This is a genomic window from Oceanobacillus halotolerans (assembly GCF_010993955.1).
Taxonomy (GTDB): Bacteria; Bacillota; Bacilli; order Bacillales; family Amphibacillaceae; genus Oceanibacillus_A; species Oceanibacillus_A halotolerans.
Genome location: NZ_WIXL01000008.1, coordinates 78,377 through 96,342, shown reverse-complemented (window position 1 = coordinate 96,342; position 17,966 = coordinate 78,377). Strand labels below are relative to the sequence as shown.

Annotated in this window: 16 protein-coding genes; all 16 read right to left on the bottom strand. The window is 35.9% G+C overall.

The genetic code is table 11. The features are described 5' to 3' along the window. Positions 1–12: 12 nt before the first annotated feature. Positions 13–1,254, bottom strand: a complete 1,242-nt coding sequence (locus tag GHC26_RS10835; protein WP_163971287.1) for a competence/damage-inducible protein A — start codon at positions 1,252–1,254, stop codon at positions 13–15. Further along, positions 1,251–1,832: a CDP-diacylglycerol--glycerol-3-phosphate 3-phosphatidyltransferase gene (gene pgsA / locus GHC26_RS10830; RefSeq protein WP_163971286.1), complete on the bottom strand. Its 582-nt coding sequence runs from the start codon at positions 1,830–1,832 to the stop codon at positions 1,251–1,253. The genes GHC26_RS10835 and pgsA overlap by 4 nt, the downstream gene beginning before the upstream one ends. A gap of 74 nt (positions 1,833–1,906) precedes the next feature. Next, the gene (locus GHC26_RS10825) at positions 1,907–2,821 is read right to left on the bottom strand and encodes a helix-turn-helix domain-containing protein (protein WP_163971285.1); all 915 of its coding nucleotides are present in this window, start codon (positions 2,819–2,821) and stop codon (positions 1,907–1,909) included. A 17-nt stretch (positions 2,822–2,838) separates the two neighbouring features. Then, complete coding sequence (locus GHC26_RS10820) at positions 2,839–3,630, bottom strand: YmfK family protein (protein ID WP_163971284.1); 792 nt, start codon at positions 3,628–3,630, stop codon at positions 2,839–2,841. Positions 3,631–3,771: 141 nt separating this feature from the next. Beyond that, entirely contained in the window at positions 3,772–4,032 is a 261-nt protein-coding gene (locus GHC26_RS10815; RefSeq protein ID WP_163971283.1) for a DUF3243 domain-containing protein, read from the bottom strand. 875 nt (positions 4,033–4,907) lie between these two features. Then, a complete protein-coding gene (ymfI, locus tag GHC26_RS10810) occupies positions 4,908–5,627 on the bottom strand; it encodes an elongation factor P 5-aminopentanone reductase (protein WP_205599216.1) in 720 nt (239 codons plus the stop codon). A gap of 9 nt (positions 5,628–5,636) precedes the next feature. Then, positions 5,637–6,920, bottom strand: a complete 1,284-nt coding sequence (yfmH, locus tag GHC26_RS10805; RefSeq protein ID WP_163971282.1) for an EF-P 5-aminopentanol modification-associated protein YfmH — start codon at positions 6,918–6,920, stop codon at positions 5,637–5,639. Beyond that, positions 6,913–8,205 carry an EF-P 5-aminopentanol modification-associated protein YfmF gene (yfmF, locus tag GHC26_RS10800; protein ID WP_163971281.1) on the bottom strand — a complete coding sequence of 431 codons (1,293 nt, stop codon included), beginning with the start codon at positions 8,203–8,205 and terminating at the stop codon, positions 6,913–6,915. Before yfmF ends, yfmH begins: the two co-directional genes overlap by 8 nt. Positions 8,206–8,415: 210 nt before the next feature. Next, complete coding sequence (locus tag GHC26_RS10795; protein ID WP_163971280.1) at positions 8,416–9,375, bottom strand: ABC transporter permease; 960 nt, start codon at positions 9,373–9,375, stop codon at positions 8,416–8,418. Beyond that, positions 9,376–10,422 (bottom strand): ABC transporter permease, encoded by a 1,047-nt coding sequence (locus GHC26_RS10790; protein ID WP_163971279.1) that lies wholly within the window; start codon positions 10,420–10,422, stop codon positions 9,376–9,378. Next, positions 10,422–11,930, bottom strand: coding sequence for an ABC transporter ATP-binding protein (locus GHC26_RS10785; RefSeq protein WP_163971315.1), 1,509 nt, complete (start codon positions 11,928–11,930; stop codon positions 10,422–10,424). Before GHC26_RS10785 ends, GHC26_RS10790 begins: the two co-directional genes overlap by 1 nt. Before the next feature lie 430 nt (positions 11,931–12,360). Then, entirely contained in the window at positions 12,361–13,467 is a 1,107-nt protein-coding gene (locus GHC26_RS10780; RefSeq protein WP_163971278.1) for a BMP family lipoprotein, read from the bottom strand. A 112-nt stretch (positions 13,468–13,579) separates the two neighbouring features. After that, complete coding sequence (locus GHC26_RS10775) at positions 13,580–14,305, bottom strand: GntR family transcriptional regulator (protein WP_163971277.1); 726 nt, start codon at positions 14,303–14,305, stop codon at positions 13,580–13,582. 246 nt (positions 14,306–14,551) lie between these two features. After that, positions 14,552–16,849 carry a DNA translocase FtsK gene (locus GHC26_RS10770; RefSeq protein WP_163971276.1) on the bottom strand — a complete coding sequence of 766 codons (2,298 nt, stop codon included), beginning with the start codon at positions 16,847–16,849 and terminating at the stop codon, positions 14,552–14,554. 133 nt (positions 16,850–16,982) lie between these two features. Further along, positions 16,983–17,189: a YlzJ-like family protein gene (locus GHC26_RS10765; RefSeq protein WP_163971275.1), complete on the bottom strand. Its 207-nt coding sequence runs from the start codon at positions 17,187–17,189 to the stop codon at positions 16,983–16,985. Beyond that, positions 17,186–17,941, bottom strand: a complete 756-nt coding sequence (locus GHC26_RS10760) for a ClpP family protease (RefSeq protein WP_163971274.1) — start codon at positions 17,939–17,941, stop codon at positions 17,186–17,188. The genes GHC26_RS10765 and GHC26_RS10760 overlap by 4 nt, the downstream gene beginning before the upstream one ends. Between the last annotated feature and the right edge of the window lie 25 nt (positions 17,942–17,966).

Here is a 17,966-nt window from a genome sequence, read left to right as displayed (position 1 = left end):
CTATTTTATATATTATTTTAAATGCTGAAATAAAAGTTCATATCCTTTTAAAATTGTTTTCCTTCTTATTTCTTGGCGGTCTCCTGGAAGTTGAAATTGTCTTACTATTGAATTACCACTTTTATCATGAATGCCAATAAATACGGTGCCTATAGGTTTTCCTTCTTCCTCGTTTGGGCCTGCTACTCCCGTAAAACTTATTCCAATGTCAGCATCCATCATATCACAAATCTTTGTCGCCATTTCGGATGCACATTGTTCACTTACTGTTCCATAATTTGTAATTGTCTCAGGTGATACGCCTAAAACATTTTGTTTAACCAATGGCTGATAACAAACAAGTCCCCCACGACAAACCGTTGAAGCTCCTGGTATTGCAATCATTTCATCTGTAAACATCCCACCTGTTAAACTTTCAGCTGCGCCAATAGAATGGTTATGTTTTTTTAATAAGGTGATTACTTTAGATGCTAGAGTATCTTCATCGACACCATAGAAATAGTCCCCCACCCGATTTAAAATTTCTGTTTTCATTTGTTCAATTAATTGATTCGCAAATTCGGTTGTATCTGCCTTCGCGGTTAATCGAATGGCAACACCTTCATTAAGTGCTAATGGAGCAATTGTTGGATTGGTTTGGTTTACAATTAAATCATGTATTTCATCTTCCAATACGGATTCACCAATACCAATAAATTTTAGCATTGTTGATTGAATAATTTGCTTTACACCTGTTGTCTGTTGGAGATATGGTATCACCTCTTCTGATACCATTGCTTTCATCTCTCTTGGAACACCTGGAAGGAAGATCCATTTCGTATCCTCATATTCAACAATCATCCCTGGAGCCATCCCTACATGATTATCAAGTATTTTTGCTTGTTTAAATACATGTGCTTGTTTACGATTATTTGGAGTCATTTTCATTTGTTGCTGTTGAAAATATTTCTTAATTTTATTTATAGAAGATTCATGCTCGATAATTTCCATGTTTGTTAAGAGTTGGAATGCCTCCCGTGTCAAGTCATCCTCTGTTGGGCCTAACCCTCCAGTTACAATGACAATATTAGATCGTTTTTGTGCCTGATTAAATGCTTCTGAGACACGATCTATGTTGTCTCCTACAACTCCGTGATAATATACACTCATCCCATTTAACGCTAATTGTTGAGATATCCATTGTGCATTTGTATTTGCAATTTGACCTAATAACAGTTCTGTACCAACTGCTATTATTTCCGTTCTAATGTTCATTTGGAATCCCTCATCACATGCCAATTTTTAACAAAATAATCATATCCAGACCAGATGGTAAAGAAGAGAGCAATATACAACATAATGGTAGCAAATGGAATCCCTATGTAGGCAAATGGAAAATTATATAATAATAAAGCTGCAATTGCCACAATTTGTGTTACCGTTTTTAATTTTCCTAGTGAACTAGCTGCTAACACAACTCCTTCCCCTGCAGCAACTAATCGAAGACCAGTAACAGCAAATTCCCTACTAATAATAACGATAACCACCCATGCTGGTGACAAGCCAATTTCAACTAATAATATTAGTGCAGCAGAAACGAGCAGCTTATCTGCTAATGGATCTAAAAACTTCCCTAGATTGGTGACAAGGTTATATTTTCTAGCATAGTAGCCATCTATCCAATCTGTAGTAGAGGCGATGATAAATAATATAGCTGCAGCAAAATGAGCCACTGGCATTGTTGTTTCATCTCCAATATTCCATTCTCCCCAATCAAAAGGCACACTTAATAAAACAATGAAAATGGGGATTAAAAAAATACGGGATAGTGTAATTTTATTTGGTATATTCATGTTTCTTTTTCCTCCTTAAATGCTGCATAAAAACCCTTCCACGTTGTAGAGAAGGAAGGGTTTACGCTAGGTTGTTATTCAGTTGATTCCGTTAAATTTATCCATATTTTTTGATGCACATGGGAATCTGGATCAACAGGGTACTCTAACAATGTCTCATTTATCGTAATTTGTAGATTTGGAGCACTTCCTATATTTAAGTAAATTCGATCTTCATCTGATATATCGATCTCCAATGGTGATTCTTCTGGTGTAAATGGATTACTATAAAATGTATCTCCCTCTCCATTATTTACTTCAAGCCATGAATTGTCTGTTGATTCTAACGTTAGTATCATGTCATCAGCTCCATTTACAACTTCGAATGTAGATTCTGGTACGGTTCCTGTTCCTTCTTCCACTACGCGTAATTCCATTTCCTTGGCTTCTTCTTCAGAGTTGTCTTGTTCCGCTTGATTATCATTTTCTTCTTCATTTTCTGGTGTGGATTCTGACTCATCGTCAGTACTTGGCTCATTTGACTCATCACTTATAATAATTTCATTATCATCAGACTCTTCCACTGGTTCTCTATCTTCTTGATCATCATTTGATATGGTTAATTGGATAAAATACCATGCAGCAAAAATAATACCAATCACCAATAAAACTGTAATAACAGTTGGGATGATCGAAAATATAGCAGATTGTTTTGTTGGGTGATTATCCTTACGAGAACGTTGAATTCGTGTATATTGAGGTGTTTCTTCACTTTTTGTTTGTGGGAGCTCATCTTTAAATTCTTCTAGTAAATCATCTCCATTTAGCCCCACAGCAGCCGCATATTCCTTAATAAATGCTCTTGCATAAAACGTTCCAGGTAAAATATGATAATCCCCTTGCTCAACTGCTTGTAAATATCGCTTTTGTATTTTTGTTTTTTCTTGTAACTCTTCAAGCGAGATATTTTTTTGTTCTCTAGCCTCTTTAAGCCTCGATCCTATTTCCATCCATAACACCATCCATTTTAAAAATCAAACATAGAAAAACCATTTTCTTGTTCAAATTGTGGCTGCTTCATGTCTTCATATGTAATTTCTTCTTCTTCGTTATTTCTTAATTCGATAATATAATCAAAATCATCCATTTCATATTCTGTTGATTGAACAAATATGTCTGGATGCTCAACTACCTTGACAGCAGGTAGTTGCATGATTTCGCGTATTAATTGCCAATGCTTTTCATTAGCACGCCGTTTGGATAGAACACCATCAACAATATAGATATTATTATTGCTGTATTCCCCTTCTATTAACTGATTACGAACTGTTTGCTTTAGTAATGTACTAGACACAAAAAGCCAACGTTTATTCGCACAAACACTAGCCGCAACGACTGATTCCGTTTTTCCAACTCGAGGCATACCGCGAATTCCAATTAATTTATGCCCTTCTTTTTTATAAAGTTCTGCCATGAAGTCAACCAAAACACCTAATTCATCACGAACAAAACGAATTGTTTTTCGATCTTCAGCATCGCGATGAATAAAGCGACCGTGTCTAACTGCTAAACGATCCCGTAATTTAGGTTTTCGTAATTTTTTTATAGAAATTGTATCCATTGTTTGTAAAATAGATTGTAATCGTGTAATTTGTTCATCTTCTTTTGATAATAACAACATACCCCGTCTATCATCTTCTACTCCATTAATGGTAATAATATTAATGGATAACATTCCTAATAAAGAGGATATATCGCCTAATAAACCAGGACGATTGTATTGGATTTCGTACTCGAGGTACCATTCTGTTTTTTCCATAATAAGCCCCTTTTACATAATCTTAACTATGGTTAGTCTATCTATATCATAAATGATTTTTAGTTCAGTGAAAAGGAGATTGTGTATTTTCTTAATAAAATAAAGAAGCTGTGTAAGCTTCTTTATTTTATAGCTTTTTATTTAGTTGGTATTTCCTTCATTTTGTACTAATTTTACCATACTGTTTGCGATAGCATGTTGTTCTTCTTCAGAAGCAGCGTTCCAAAGTTCTCTTAGTACAGCTTCCTCACTATTTTTAGCGTCTACACTTTTAGAGAGGTAGTCACCAACCTCATATGCTAAATTGGAAATGGTTTGTTGGTCCATTCCTTGTGTTTGAGCTTGCTGTAGGCGGTTTGACAAGAAGTCTTTCCACGTATCAAAATTATCAAGTACTGACATATAGATCTGCCTCCTTCAAGTTTTGTCACGTATAGTATTTGTGCTTTTGGAGGCTTTATACATTAATATGTTATAACTTTTGTAGCAGGTAGGAAAGCTTAAAAACCAGCCGTATTATTGCCTTATTTAAGGTTGTTTTATCAAAGATTGCTGCTTTTTCTTGTATAAAACTTAATGAATAATTAATGTATTATGCGCAGTAGGTTAGCTAAATTTACCGCTTCGGAAAAACACTTCGCGCACCTTAGGACTCCCCACGAGCCTCCGTTGTGAAACCGACACTGCGGGGTCTCTTAGGCTCGTTTTGACGGACAGGACAAGGAAAGCTTCGACAGCGAAACATCGCACGAAGCAAAAGTGTCTTTTTTGCGAGGACGTTCTAGTGTCGGCGCCTATCCCCTCAAGATCTTAAGTCAATCCTCATTACGCGCAAAAAGCACCACGCTGAGGCTCGTCTTAAGCTTGGCAGATAAGAAAAACTTTCTTACTGCATAAGTGCAACTAAGGCTTGTCGCCACTCGGCGACAAGCCAAGTTTTCTAATCAGGGGTGACCAAGGCGCTTACGCTTTTCGACAGAGGTGGCTGAGGCCGTGCCTGCGCCAAAGAAGACGCTGTGAAAAAGAAAAGTTTAAACAGATGTCGCACTTGTGCCCATGGTGAAAGCGACTGTCCGGATCGGAAATCAATTCGTAACCTTACGACGCATTATATAAAAGATGTGAATTTAAGAAAGCAATAAAGTATGCGAAAAGAGCTTTATTCAAAGACACCATTTAATTCGCTATCTAGGCACTTCTAGCTTTTGTTTCACGTTGGGAAAGTATAAGAAAAACTAACACATTCGGTAAGGACGAGCAAATGCGAGTTTCTCTAATTACCATGCACCTTTCACATGGATGACTTCACCTTGTATATAATTTGATTTATGATCCATTAAAAAAGAGACAGTTTGTGCAACTTCTTCGGGTTTTCCTGCTCGATTCATTGGTATATCCCGAACGATTGCTTTTCTTTCTTGATCTGTAAAATGGTCATTCATCTTTGTGTCAATAAACCCTGGACTAATCGCATTAACGGAAATCCCACTTCCTGCAACTTCTTTAGCTAATGCTTTCACGAAGCTATTTTGTGCACCTTTAACAGAAGAATAAATCACTTCATTACTTGCACCAATATCTCCCCAAATGGATGTAATTAGTAAAATAGTGCCAGCTCGTTTACGGATCATATTTGGTAATAACTGTTGCGTGATAAACCATGGTGCTTTCACATGGACCGTTAACATGGCATCCATCGTTTCCTCACTCGTATCTTGCAATAATCCAAAATGTGTCACCCCACTGGCAAAAATAATACCGTCAATAGGATACACAATACCTGTCATCAATTTTTTTAAATCAGCATTCTTGGTTAAGTCAGCTTGTATAACAGAAATAATTTGTTCTTCAGGGAGATGATTTTGTAACGTTCGGATCCTGCTTTCATTCGTGTGATAATGTAACAGCAACTGATAACCGTCACAGGCCAATTGTTCCGCTATGGCACTCCCGATATCCCCACTTGCACCAATAATTAATATGTTCTTCTGTATCATTTCGGCTCCTTATTCTGCGACAATTTTACATATTGCTATTCGATCTTCCTCAATCCAACTTTGAATAAATTGATTCATATCTTCTACTGTCAATGACTGAATCGTCGGAATGATGTCGAATAAATCAATATCGAGTGTTGAATAGTGAATATATTTATTCGCTATAAATTCTAAGGAATTCATGGCTCTTAATAAGTGACCAATTTGCTTATTCTTCATACGGTTAACTTCTTCTTCTGTAAAGGTTTGTTCATTTGTGGAAAGTAATAACGATTTTACTTTAGATGCGAAAACGTTAGGTTGTGCTGTATTACTACTGATTAAAGAATACCCGAAATTTTTTTCTAGGTTCGTTTCAAATGAAAAACTATCATCAATTAATTTATCTTCATATAGTTCCTGATAAAATGGACCACCTTTTGCAAAATAAAAGTCTAATACCATACTTTGACATAAATCTCTTTTTAAAAATTTAGCTTTACCTAACGGTTGATTCGATTCTTTAATACCTACTGTGCATTTAGGAACCGAGACTGGCATCTGAATGGTCGTTTCTTTTTCCGTAACTTCTTTTGGTTCTTCTGGGTAGTCACGTTGTAATTCTTCCATTTTCTTAAAGGTTTTGTTGGACTGATTTGTTTTAACCATTTCCATCATGGATGATGGATCAAAGTTTCCAGCTATAAATAATACCATATTTTCTGGATGATAAAATGTGTTATAACATGTATATAAATCATCTTTTGAAATGGTTTTAATTGAGTCCACTGTACCTGCTATATCAATATTGACAGGATGGTTTTGGAACATTCCCTTAATCGTACCCATAAACGATTGCCAATCTGGTTGATCATTATACATTTGAATTTCTTGTGCAATAATCCCCTTCTCTTTTTCAACAGATTCCTCTGAAAAATAAGGATCTTGTACAAAATCAATTAGTGTCTCTACATTTTTTTCAATATTAGTGGTTGCAGAGAACAGGTAGGCTGTTTTTGTGAATGATGTATACGCATTTGGGGATGCACCTTGTTTTCCAAAGTCTGCAAATACATCTCGATCTTCTTTTTCAAATAGTTTATGTTCCAAAAAGTGAGCAATCCCCTCTGGGACCGTAATATAGTCAGATTGCTCAATTGGTACAAACGTTTGATCAATTGAGCCATAATCTGTTGAAAAAACACCATACGTTTTTGCCATATCATTTTTCGGTAACAAGATCACCGTTAATCCATTATCAAGCTGTTCTGTATATATTGTCTCATTAATAACGTCATACTCCAATTTATTCATTATTACTGCCTCCCTTGTTGGTTAGCAAATAAATTGTATCCTCTTCCATTTTATTTGCAACTTTTATAACATCTTCTTTGGTCACTTGCTTCACTTGATTCATTAAGGTTTCTGGTGTAATTTGCTTTCCACCTATTACTTGCTGGTACAATAATTCAATAAATCCTTGAGGATGATCCATTGTTTCCAGTAATTGATTTTCAATTAAACCTTTTATTTCTTCTAATTCATTTTCCGTAAAATCACCATTTTTCATGGCATTCATTTGCTCTATAATAATATCTTTTGCTTTTTCGTAGTCTGTTGGAGCTATTCCGCTAAATACAAGTAATAAGCCTTTGTGACTTTCTAAGCGAGAAGATGCATAATAAGCAAGACTGTTTTTTTCTCTTACATTAATAAATAATTTAGAGCTTGGAAATCCTCCAAACAAGCCATTAAATACTTGTAATGCGAAATAATCATTATCGGAAAATATTGTATTAGTACGATATCCAATATGCAATTTAGCCTGTTGTACATCTTGATGTTCGATCACTTCTTTAGGTTCCCCTTTTTTCTGATAAGACGATGTTTTCGTTTCCTCAGCAGATTCTCCCTTTCTGCTTTTACTAAGTAATGTAGGAAGCTTTTGTTCTATCTCTTTTTGATCGATATCCCCTAATACATAAACATCCATCTGATCTTCCTGTAATATCTGCTGATAATAGGTATATAACGACGTTGCATTTATTTCGTCTAAATCTTCTTTATACCCATTAACATGTAATTGATAGGCCTCATCCTTACACATCTCATCAATAAGTCGCATATTGGCATAACTCATTTTTTCATCGATAATCGAATCTATTTTATGCCGTAGTGTTTCTTTTTCGCGTTCGACAATTGTCTCCTCGAAGGAACCTCCATTTGTTTTTGGATTAAAAATGATTTCTTGTAGAATCTGTAATGCCTCTTCCTTTAGATTAGATGCATTGGGAATAAATTTTGGATTAGCAATTTCGAGTCGAACTGATATGATATGGTTTTCTCCTTTTTTCGAACCATTTATGGCTAGTACCGCACCATATAAATCATCAAGTTTGTTCTGTAAATCAGTTCGACTAGGAAAGTTTTTAGTTCCTTGTTGCAATACATAAGGTAATAAAGCACGCTTGGTTATCGTGTCTCTAGATAAAGGAGCTTTTAACTTCACGACAATATTAATTGTTTTATACTTTGATGTTGGTACAATATGTAGACGGAAATTACCTTCATTGATTATTTTTTCATTTACTGATTCCACCAGAATTCCTCCAATACGTATTTGTCCATTATAGTTTGTTCTATTCCTTTTATTGTAATCACCATACAGTATAGACCAATTTTTGACAATAAAAAACTGACTTGTTTACACATGTAACAAGTCAGTTTTTTAATTCATTTATAATGGACAGATCAACATAAACTCGGCCATCCTTCGAGTCGAAAAAACGTCGCTGATTTAAGTTTCACATTAGCGGCTACCTTTAATATAAGGTACCCCATTTGCTTTTGGTGCTTCTGCTCTACCGATAAAGCCAGCTAGAGCTAGTATTGTTAATACGTATGGTGCGATTAACAAGAATACCTGTGGTACATCTTGTAATAAAGGAATACCAGCACTGATAACACTTAAACTTTGTGCAAAGCCAAAGAATAAGGCAGCACCTAATGCACCTAATGGATGCCATTTACCAAAAATAACTGCTGCTAAAGCCATAAACCCTTGACCAACGATGGTAGCGTGAGAGAAGTTTAAGGCAATTGTAAGTGCAAATACGGAACCACCTAAACCACCTAAGGCACCTGAAAGAATAACTGCAATATAACGCATTTTATACACATTAATACCATTTGTATCTGCAGCCATCGGGTGTTCTCCTACTGAACGTAAACGTAAACCAAATGGCGTTTTATATAACACATACCATACAACAAACGCCAAAATAATCGCTACATAGGATGTCGTATATATACCTTGAAAAAAGATTGGGCCAATAATTGGTATATCAGCTAATAATGGAATATCAGTTGTATAAAATGGTTGTTCTACCATGTCTGTCTGACCTTTGTTGTACCATTGCTTTGTTAAAAACACACCTAACCCTAACGCTAAGAAGTTAATTGCCACACCACTTACCACTTGATCTGCTCTAAAGGAAACAGAGGCAATCGCATGAATGACTGAAAAAATAGCAGACACTAGCATTGCGACAATAATGGATACCCACGGTGTCCATGCACCTAAAGCACTCTCAAACGTTAAATTAAACACAATTCCGACAAAGGCACCCATTACCATTAAACCTTCTAGTCCAATGTTTACAACTCCAGAACGCTCACTTAATACCCCGCCTAAGGCTGTAAATATAAGAGGTGCCGAAAAGAATAGTGCTGGTGGAATAATCGATTGTAAGAGATCAATGAATCCCATTTATTTCTCCCCCTTTTTGAAGCGAAGTATTACCCATCGAATTATATAACTGGAAGCAACAAAAAATATAATTAGTGCGATAATAATATCAACTAACTCAGTTGGGACACCTGTTTCAGTTGGCATATTTAAACCACCAACTTTTAAAGCACCAAATAGAAGCGCTGCAAGCACGACACCTAATGCCGTATTAGCTCCTAATAGTGCAACCGCAATTCCATCAAACCCTAAATTAGTAAACCCAGAGTTTACAGACATATTACCATATGTTCCTAAACCTTCCATCGCTCCAGCTAATCCAGCGAATACAGCTGAAATAACCATCGCTAAAACAATATTTCGTTTTACATTCATTCCTGCATATTTAGAAGCATGTTGGTTGAAACCAACAGATCGCAGTTCATAACCGATTGTTGTTCTCTCCAGTATAAACCACATGATAATGGCTGCGAACAAGGCAATTAATATACCATAGTGCATACGTGAAAAATACGTTAATGATTGCAACCAATCAGATGCCAATGAGGCTGATCCAGCAATTTTTTCTGTTTTATCTTCGTTATCAGACAATACACCCCTAATGAGTGCATTTGCTCCATATAACGCAACATAATTCAACATAATGGTTACAATTACTTCATGTACCCCTAATCTTGCTTTTAAAATTCCGGGAATGAAGCCCCACACTGCACCTGCTAAACCTGCTACAATGAGGGCAAGAGGCAAGTGAATAATCATCGGTGCATCAAAAGCTATACCTACCCATACTGCTGCAACCCAGCCAACAAATACTTGCCCTTCTGCACCAATATTAAACAGTCCAGCACGAAAGGCAAATGCTACAGCTAAACCTGTCAAAATATATGGTGTTGTTTGGCGGATTGTTTCTCCAAAGAAATATAAATCACCAAACGCTCCTTGCCACAAGGCAGCATACCCAGAAATTGGATTATATCCAAAGACTAACATAATAAGGGCCCCAGCTATGAGTCCAATTAAGACAGAAATAATGGGAACTAAAATATTAAATGTTTTATTTGAAGTCACTACTCGCCACCTGCCTTTTCTTTCTTACTACCAGCCATTAATAATCCTAATTCTTGTTCATTCGTATCTTCTGGTTTCACTTCAGATACAATTTGACCATCAAAGATAACAGCAATTCGATCACTAACATCTAAGATCTCGTCCAACTCAAAAGAAATTAATAAGACAGCTCTTCCTTTATCACGCTCTTCAATTAATTTTTTATGAATAAATTCAATTGCTCCAACATCCAATCCTCGTGTTGGTTGTGCCGCTATCAATAAGTCAGGTGAACGGTCTACTTCACGACTAATAATTGCTTTTTGTTGGTTACCACCTGATAGGGCTCTAGCAGGTGTATATGGAGATGGTGTACGAACATCATACTCTTCAATTAATTCATTTGCTTTTTTATAAATTTCTTTATAATTTAAAATAGTATTTTTCGAGTATGGTTTCTGGTAATAGGTTTGTAATACGATATTTTCTCCAATAGGCATGTCTAACACAAGTCCGTATTTATGCCTATCTTGTGGAATATGTGCTAAGCCACTTTCCGTTACTTTTCGTGGTGAGAGATTTTTAATTTCTTTATCGTTTAACTTAATGGATCCTGACTCTGATTTCACAAGGCCCGTAATCGCCTCTATTAATTCGGTTTGTCCATTGCCATCGATACCAGCAATTCCGACAATTTCACCAGCACGTACATCAAGGTTTAAGTTCTTCACCATGTCTACCTTCCTAGTATCCTTCACAACTAAGTTTTCTATTTTTAGCACAGGTTCTTTAGGCTTTGCTGGTGTTTTTTCTGTTTTAAAGCTCACTTCTCGCCCAACCATTAAAGAAGCGAGTTCATTCGTTGTTGTTCCTGCAACATTGACTGTTCCAATCCCTTTTCCTTTACGAATAACCGTACAACGATCACAAACTTGCATAATTTCTTTTAGTTTATGTGTGATGAGAATAATTGATTTTCCTTCTGCGATTAATGAATGCATGATTTCAATTAATTCAGTAATTTCCTGTGGTGTTAACACTGCAGTAGGTTCATCAAATATTAACACATCTGCTCCACGATAAAGGGTTTTCAAAATTTCCACGCGTTGCTGCATCCCTACAGAAATATCTCTAATTTTTGCGGTAGGATCAACTTTTAGTCCATACCGATCTGATAGTTCTTGTATTTCTTTTTCTGCTTTTTTTAAATTAATTCGCCCATTTTTAGTTGGTTCACTACCTAATATAATATTTTGTGTTACAGAAAAAGGCTCAACTAACATAAAATGTTGGTGCACCATACCAATCCCTAAGTCATTGGCAACATTTGGATCAGTGATATTAACTTTTTCTCCCTTCACACGAATTTCACCTTTTTCAGGTTGGTATAATCCAAAAAGTACATTCATAAGTGTGGATTTTCCAGCACCATTCTCACCTAATAGCGCATGAATTTCACCTTTTTTTAATTGAATCGTTATATCATCATTCGCAACGATCCCGGGGAATTCTTTACGGATATTTAACATTTCAATAACGTAATCCTCCACTATCGTCTCACTCCTTTAATGGTAGAAATATACGTCGTCTACCTTTTTTAGTTTGGCTTTTTTCTAAAAGATTATTGCTTTTTCAGTATAAATCTTAATGCATAGTTGATGTATTATACGCAGTAAATTAAAGCCGTTGATTTCCGTAGCGAAGCTATGTGCATATTCTAGTTATTGCGCATAATATAGAAGATGCGACGTTAAAAAACAACAAAAAATGCGAAAAGAGCCTTTAGTTTTGAAAAATTAGCCATTAAGAGAAAGGCTGATCTTTTTATTAAATTTTATTGGAGAATTTTTACTGCTTGTAAAAATCGCCAAATGAAAAGGGCTAGAATCTCTTCATTTGAAGATCTTTACATGATAAGGAAGAAAAGGGCTGGCAATTCCAGCCCTTTCCATTCACCTGTTATAATGATGACTCAAATGTTTCTAGTTCATCATGTGTTTGTGGAACTTCAACTTCACCATCAATGATTTGTGCTTTCCAATTTTCAATTTCTTCAATAATCTCGTCAGTTAAAGCTTCTTCATTTGTTCTAGCCGCACTAACTCCATTATCTTCTAATCCAAATTCAAGGATTTCTCCACCAGGGAACTCTCCATTAAGCCCCATGTTACTTACTTCTTGTACAGAGATATCTACACGTTTAACCATAGATGTTAACGTTACATTATGATCCCCAATTTGTCCTTCTTCATGTTGGTCACGGTCTACACCAATAACCCAAACTTCACGTTCTGGATCATTTTGCTTAATGTCTTTTGCTTGTGCAAACACACCGTTACCAGCCGCTCCTGCTGCGTGATAAATGATGTCTGCTCCATCATTATACATACGTGTTGCGATTAGTTTTCCGTCATCGGCTGAGCTGAAATCACCTACATATTGAATATCTACTTCGATATCAGGGTTTACAGACTTCGCACCTGCGACAAAGCCAACTTCAAATTTATTAATTAAATCAGAGTCAACACCACCGACAAAACCTAGTTTATCAGTTTGTGTTTTTAATGCTGCCGCTACACCAACAAGGAATGAACCTTCATGTTCGGCAAACGTAATGCTTGCTACGTTTGGAGCTTCCACTACTGTATCCACAATTGCAAAATCATTATCTGGATTTTGCTCTGCAATTTCAGCGACTGCATCCTCTAGTAAAAATCCAATCCCAAACACTAGGTCATAATCATTACGTACAAGACGAGTCAAGTTAGGTAGATAATCTGATTCGTTATTTGACTGTGCATAGTCAAATCCCTCACCTTTTGAATATCCATGTTCTTCTCCCCATGCTTGAAGGCCTTCCCATGCTGATTGGTTAAAGGATTTATCATCTACGCCACCTTCATCTGTTACAATTGCAGAAGTGTATTCAGGAGTTTCTCCATCTGAACCTGCATCATCGCTACCAGCGTTATCTGAATCATCTTCAGAACCGCCACCACAAGCTGCTAATACTAATCCAAGACTAAGTAATACAGTAAAGAGTAATAAATATTTACGATTTTTCACTTAAAATACCCCCTAATTGGTTTCGTTTTATAACATATTGTACAAAAAAAATATAAATGTGATAAAATTATCTTTTAAGCAATCACCTCCTGAAAGGCTATAATGTAAGCCTTTACAATCTCTTTCTTAAAACATAGAAACTAAACACATCAGAGCGAAAATAATTTGCAGAATATAATACAGGCTCATCATCTGCTGTATAATGCATCTGTTTTAAAAGTAGTAATGGTTGATCTGGACTACAGTTTAGGATGTCATAAATTCGATCATGATATCCTATTGGTTCAATATAGGTTACCGCATAGGTGATATACTTTCTTGCATGCACCTCCATTAATTTAAATAAAGAATCTTCTTTATGAACGAGCTCCAATGGTATTATTCCATCTGGTACTTTGTCTATGCAAAATACAACTGGTTCATCATTTGCTGTACGTATTCGTTCAATTTTCGCAACCTTGTCCATTTTTAATGGGTTAAATTTCTTTAAATCGTCCTCAGTTGGTCGTAATATTTCAGTTGATAAGTATTGTGATCCAGGTTTTTTCCCGGATTGTTCGATCATATACGTTACGCTAGTTAATTCTTCTATTCCAGAAGAGAAGATTGGCTTAGGATTAACGAATGTACCAACACCGTGTCTTCTTGTTACAATATTCTCTTCCTCTAATATTCGTAATGCTTCTCTTAAAGTAGCTCGCGATACCCCTAGCTTCTTGGATAATTGAAACTCGGAAGGCAACTTTTCATTTTCCTTATATAAATCGTTTTCAATATCTCGTTTAATTTCATCAATGACTTGTAAATATAAATGGCGAGTATCTGTTTTAATAGACATGATTGCCTCCCATCATCAACCTTTATTGTTATTCAATTTAGACGACTGACCTCTGACGTTCGACTAATTTTACGTTCTTACTATATCACGTTTTGTAAGATAAATAAATAGATAAACGACAAATTTCTAAAAGGTTTGTATCTGTGGCAAGAATTTTAGCGATATATGTTATTTTTAGAATAATATGTCGAATTTTAGTAGATTATCGAGCGGTACTAGAAGAGTACAGCCCGATACCAAATAATTTTATGATGTTTTTTCTTCAGCTGTCTGTGAAATAAGAACTGTTCTTGGCTTACTACCTTCATAAGGCCCAACAATCCCTCTATCTTCCATCGCATCAATTAAACGTGCTGCTCGTGTATAGCCAATACGGAATCTTCTTTGTAACATGGAAACACTAGCACTTTGCATTTCTGTAACAAGCTGTACCGCTTCATCATATAAATCATCATCTACCTCACTGGTTACTTCACTCGTTTCTTCTGGGATCATTTCTTCTTGATAAGATGCTTTTTGTTGTTCCACACAGTGATCTACAATTCGTTCTACTTCCTCATCTGATAAAAACGCTCCTTGTACACGTGTCGGTTTTGATGCACCAACAGGCATAAATAACATATCCCCACGACCTAAAAGTTTTTCGGCTCCGCCTGAATCTAAAATGGTTCTAGAATCTGTTTGCGAAGATACACTAAATGCAATCCGTGATGGTATATTCGCCTTAATCACCCCTGTTATAACATCTACAGAAGGGCGTTGTGTAGCGATGATTAAGTGAATACCTGCTGCACGAGCCATTTGTGCTAATCGTGTGATAGCATCTTCCACATCATTTGAAGCAACCATCATTAGATCAGCCAATTCATCTACCAATACAACGATGTATGGTAGATTTGGTTGCTTTTCTTCAGTAGTTTGATTGTATTTTCGAATGTACTCATTATAACCTTCTATATTACGTGTACCAGTTTCAGAGAATAAATCATATCTTCTTTCCATCTCTGCAACCACTTTTTTCAATGCCCGTGAAGCTTTTTTGGGATCTGTCACAACAGGAGCCAACAAATGTGGGATGCCATTATATACATTTAATTCTACTTTTTTTGGATCGATCATCATCATTTTCACTTCGTGTGGCTTTGCACGCATTAAAATAGTAGTAATAATACCATTCACACATACACTTTTCCCACTTCCTGTTGCTCCTGCAATTAATAAGTGTGGCATTTTATTCAACTCAGAAACGATTGCATCTCCTGAAATATCACGACCTAAAGCAAATAATAGTTTTGATGTTTGATTCGTAATCGTCGTATCTAGTACCTCTCTTAAGGAAACTTGGGCTACTTCTTGGTTTGGCACTTCAATACCTACTGCAGATTTACCAGGAATTGGTGCCTCGATGCGAATATCTTTAGCAGCTAAAGCTAATGCAAGGTCATCATGTAATCCAACTATCTTACTAACCTTCACACCCGCCTCTGGATATACTTCATATTTTGTAACGGCTGGTCCCACATGAACCTTTGTTACTCTTGCTTTCACACCAAAACTATTAAATGTCCGTTCTAACTTTCGGACAGTAGCTTGAATGACAGATTTCTCATTTTGCTGTGCATTTTTCTTGGGCTCGGCTAATAGTTCAATAGAAGGAAGCTCATATGCATCATTCTCTTCTTCAGTCATTGGTGTAATAGCTGTTAAATCTACTTCCTCTTTATTTGTATCTTCCTTACCTTCATCATTACCTTCTGTCGTTTCACTATCCAATTTAGGCTCTTCCATTTGATCTACTGAGTAAGTCACGTCTGTAAAGTCTTCAATTAATGGTTCACTTTGTTCTGATTGCTGATTTATTTCAGGCATTTGAATTTCAGTTTCTACATCTTCATCACTTTCTCTATTTTCTCTAACTCTTTCTTGAAGGCTTTTTACCTTTGCACTTAATATACTCATCTTTTCCTTTAGTTTCTTTGCAAGTTTGGTTGTTAAATCACCGACAGAAATATCTGTTAAGAAAATAAAACCAATTAAAAGCGAAAATGTTGCCACGATTTTAGCACCAGGCACCGAAAATAGATAGTAACAGAATGTAAATAGTAATGCTCCAATCATTCCGCCACCTGTTTGTGCTGCACTACCCTCCCCATTTATAAACGCAAAATACATATCCCAAGTGGCTTTTAAAATAGATGTGTCCTCGGGTGTCATTAATACCCTTTCAAATGTATTTATATGAGTAAATAATAATAAACCCAATAACATGATAAATAAGCCAATCAGTTTACGATTAAAAAAATCTGGATAACGTCTTTTAACAACTAATACGACACCAGTAGCAAGCAATAGAATGGATGCAACAAAATACCAAATTCCAAGAAAAAATCGAAATATGTATTCAAGACCACTTGGAATCATACCTTCACTAATGATACTGGCACCACTTCCAAGAATAGCTAAAAATATAAATAGCAGCCCTATTAATTCAAATTTTACTTGTTTTTTTAATTTACTTTTCTTTTTTTGTCGCTTTTTAGCCATGTTTCTTCACCTCTATATTAACTAGCCTTACTAGTAGAGATTAATGAAAAACCCTTGTCATTATAACAGACAAGGGCATATCTTACATACTACTTTCATTATACCATATATTAACTTTGGTTAAGCATGAATATTACTTAGGAATAACAGTGCCAGGTGCAAAGTTTTCATCTAAGAAGTCTTGCGGATCAGTTGATAATAATTGGATTAATTGATAGGTACCATCTTTTGTTTCTTCTACGTAACATTCTCTCCCTTGAAACGTAATGTGATGACGATTGGTGCTTTCTTGATCATTTGGGAATACTTCTTCTTGTGTCAATGGAGTATATAATATCATTGTATCACCTGATCCTCATTATTTGGTGAATTCCCTACTAACTCGTTAACTTTATCCATTGCTTCTTTCACCCCACCAACTCCATCAATTAAACCATATTCTACAGCATCTGTTCCAACTACATTTGTTCCTATGTCACGGGTTAAATTTCCTTTAGCAAACATAAGCTCTTTAAATTTTTCTTCTTTAATATTCGAGTGTTGGATAACAAAGTTTATGACACGTTCCTGCATTTTGTCTAAATACTCAAAGGTTTGCGGAACACCGATGACTAAACCAGTTAGTCGTACTGGATGTATTGTCATAGTAGCTGTTGGTGCAATGTAGGAATAATCTGTAGCAACTGCTATAGGTACACCAATCGAATGACCACCGCCTAGAACAATGGATACAGTCGGTTTTGAAATGGATGCAATCATTTCGGATAAAGCTAGGCCAGCTTCAACATCTCCTCCTACAGTATTTAAAAGGATTACAACCCCTTCAATTTTGGGATTTTGTTCGATCGCGATCAACTGTGGAAGAAGATGTTCGTATTTAGTCGTTTTATTTTGAGGAGGTAACTGAATATGCCCCTCGACTTGACCAATAATAGAGAGTACATGAATATTAGAATCCGGTGCTGTTGGAACATTTGATTGTCCTAGTTGCTGTATTTTTTGAACTAAGGAACTTTGTTGGGTATTATCACCTTGGTTTTGATTTTGGTCATCTTTCTTTTCTTTATTATTATTTTGTGTATGGTTATTCATATTTCAATCACTCCTATCCTAATTC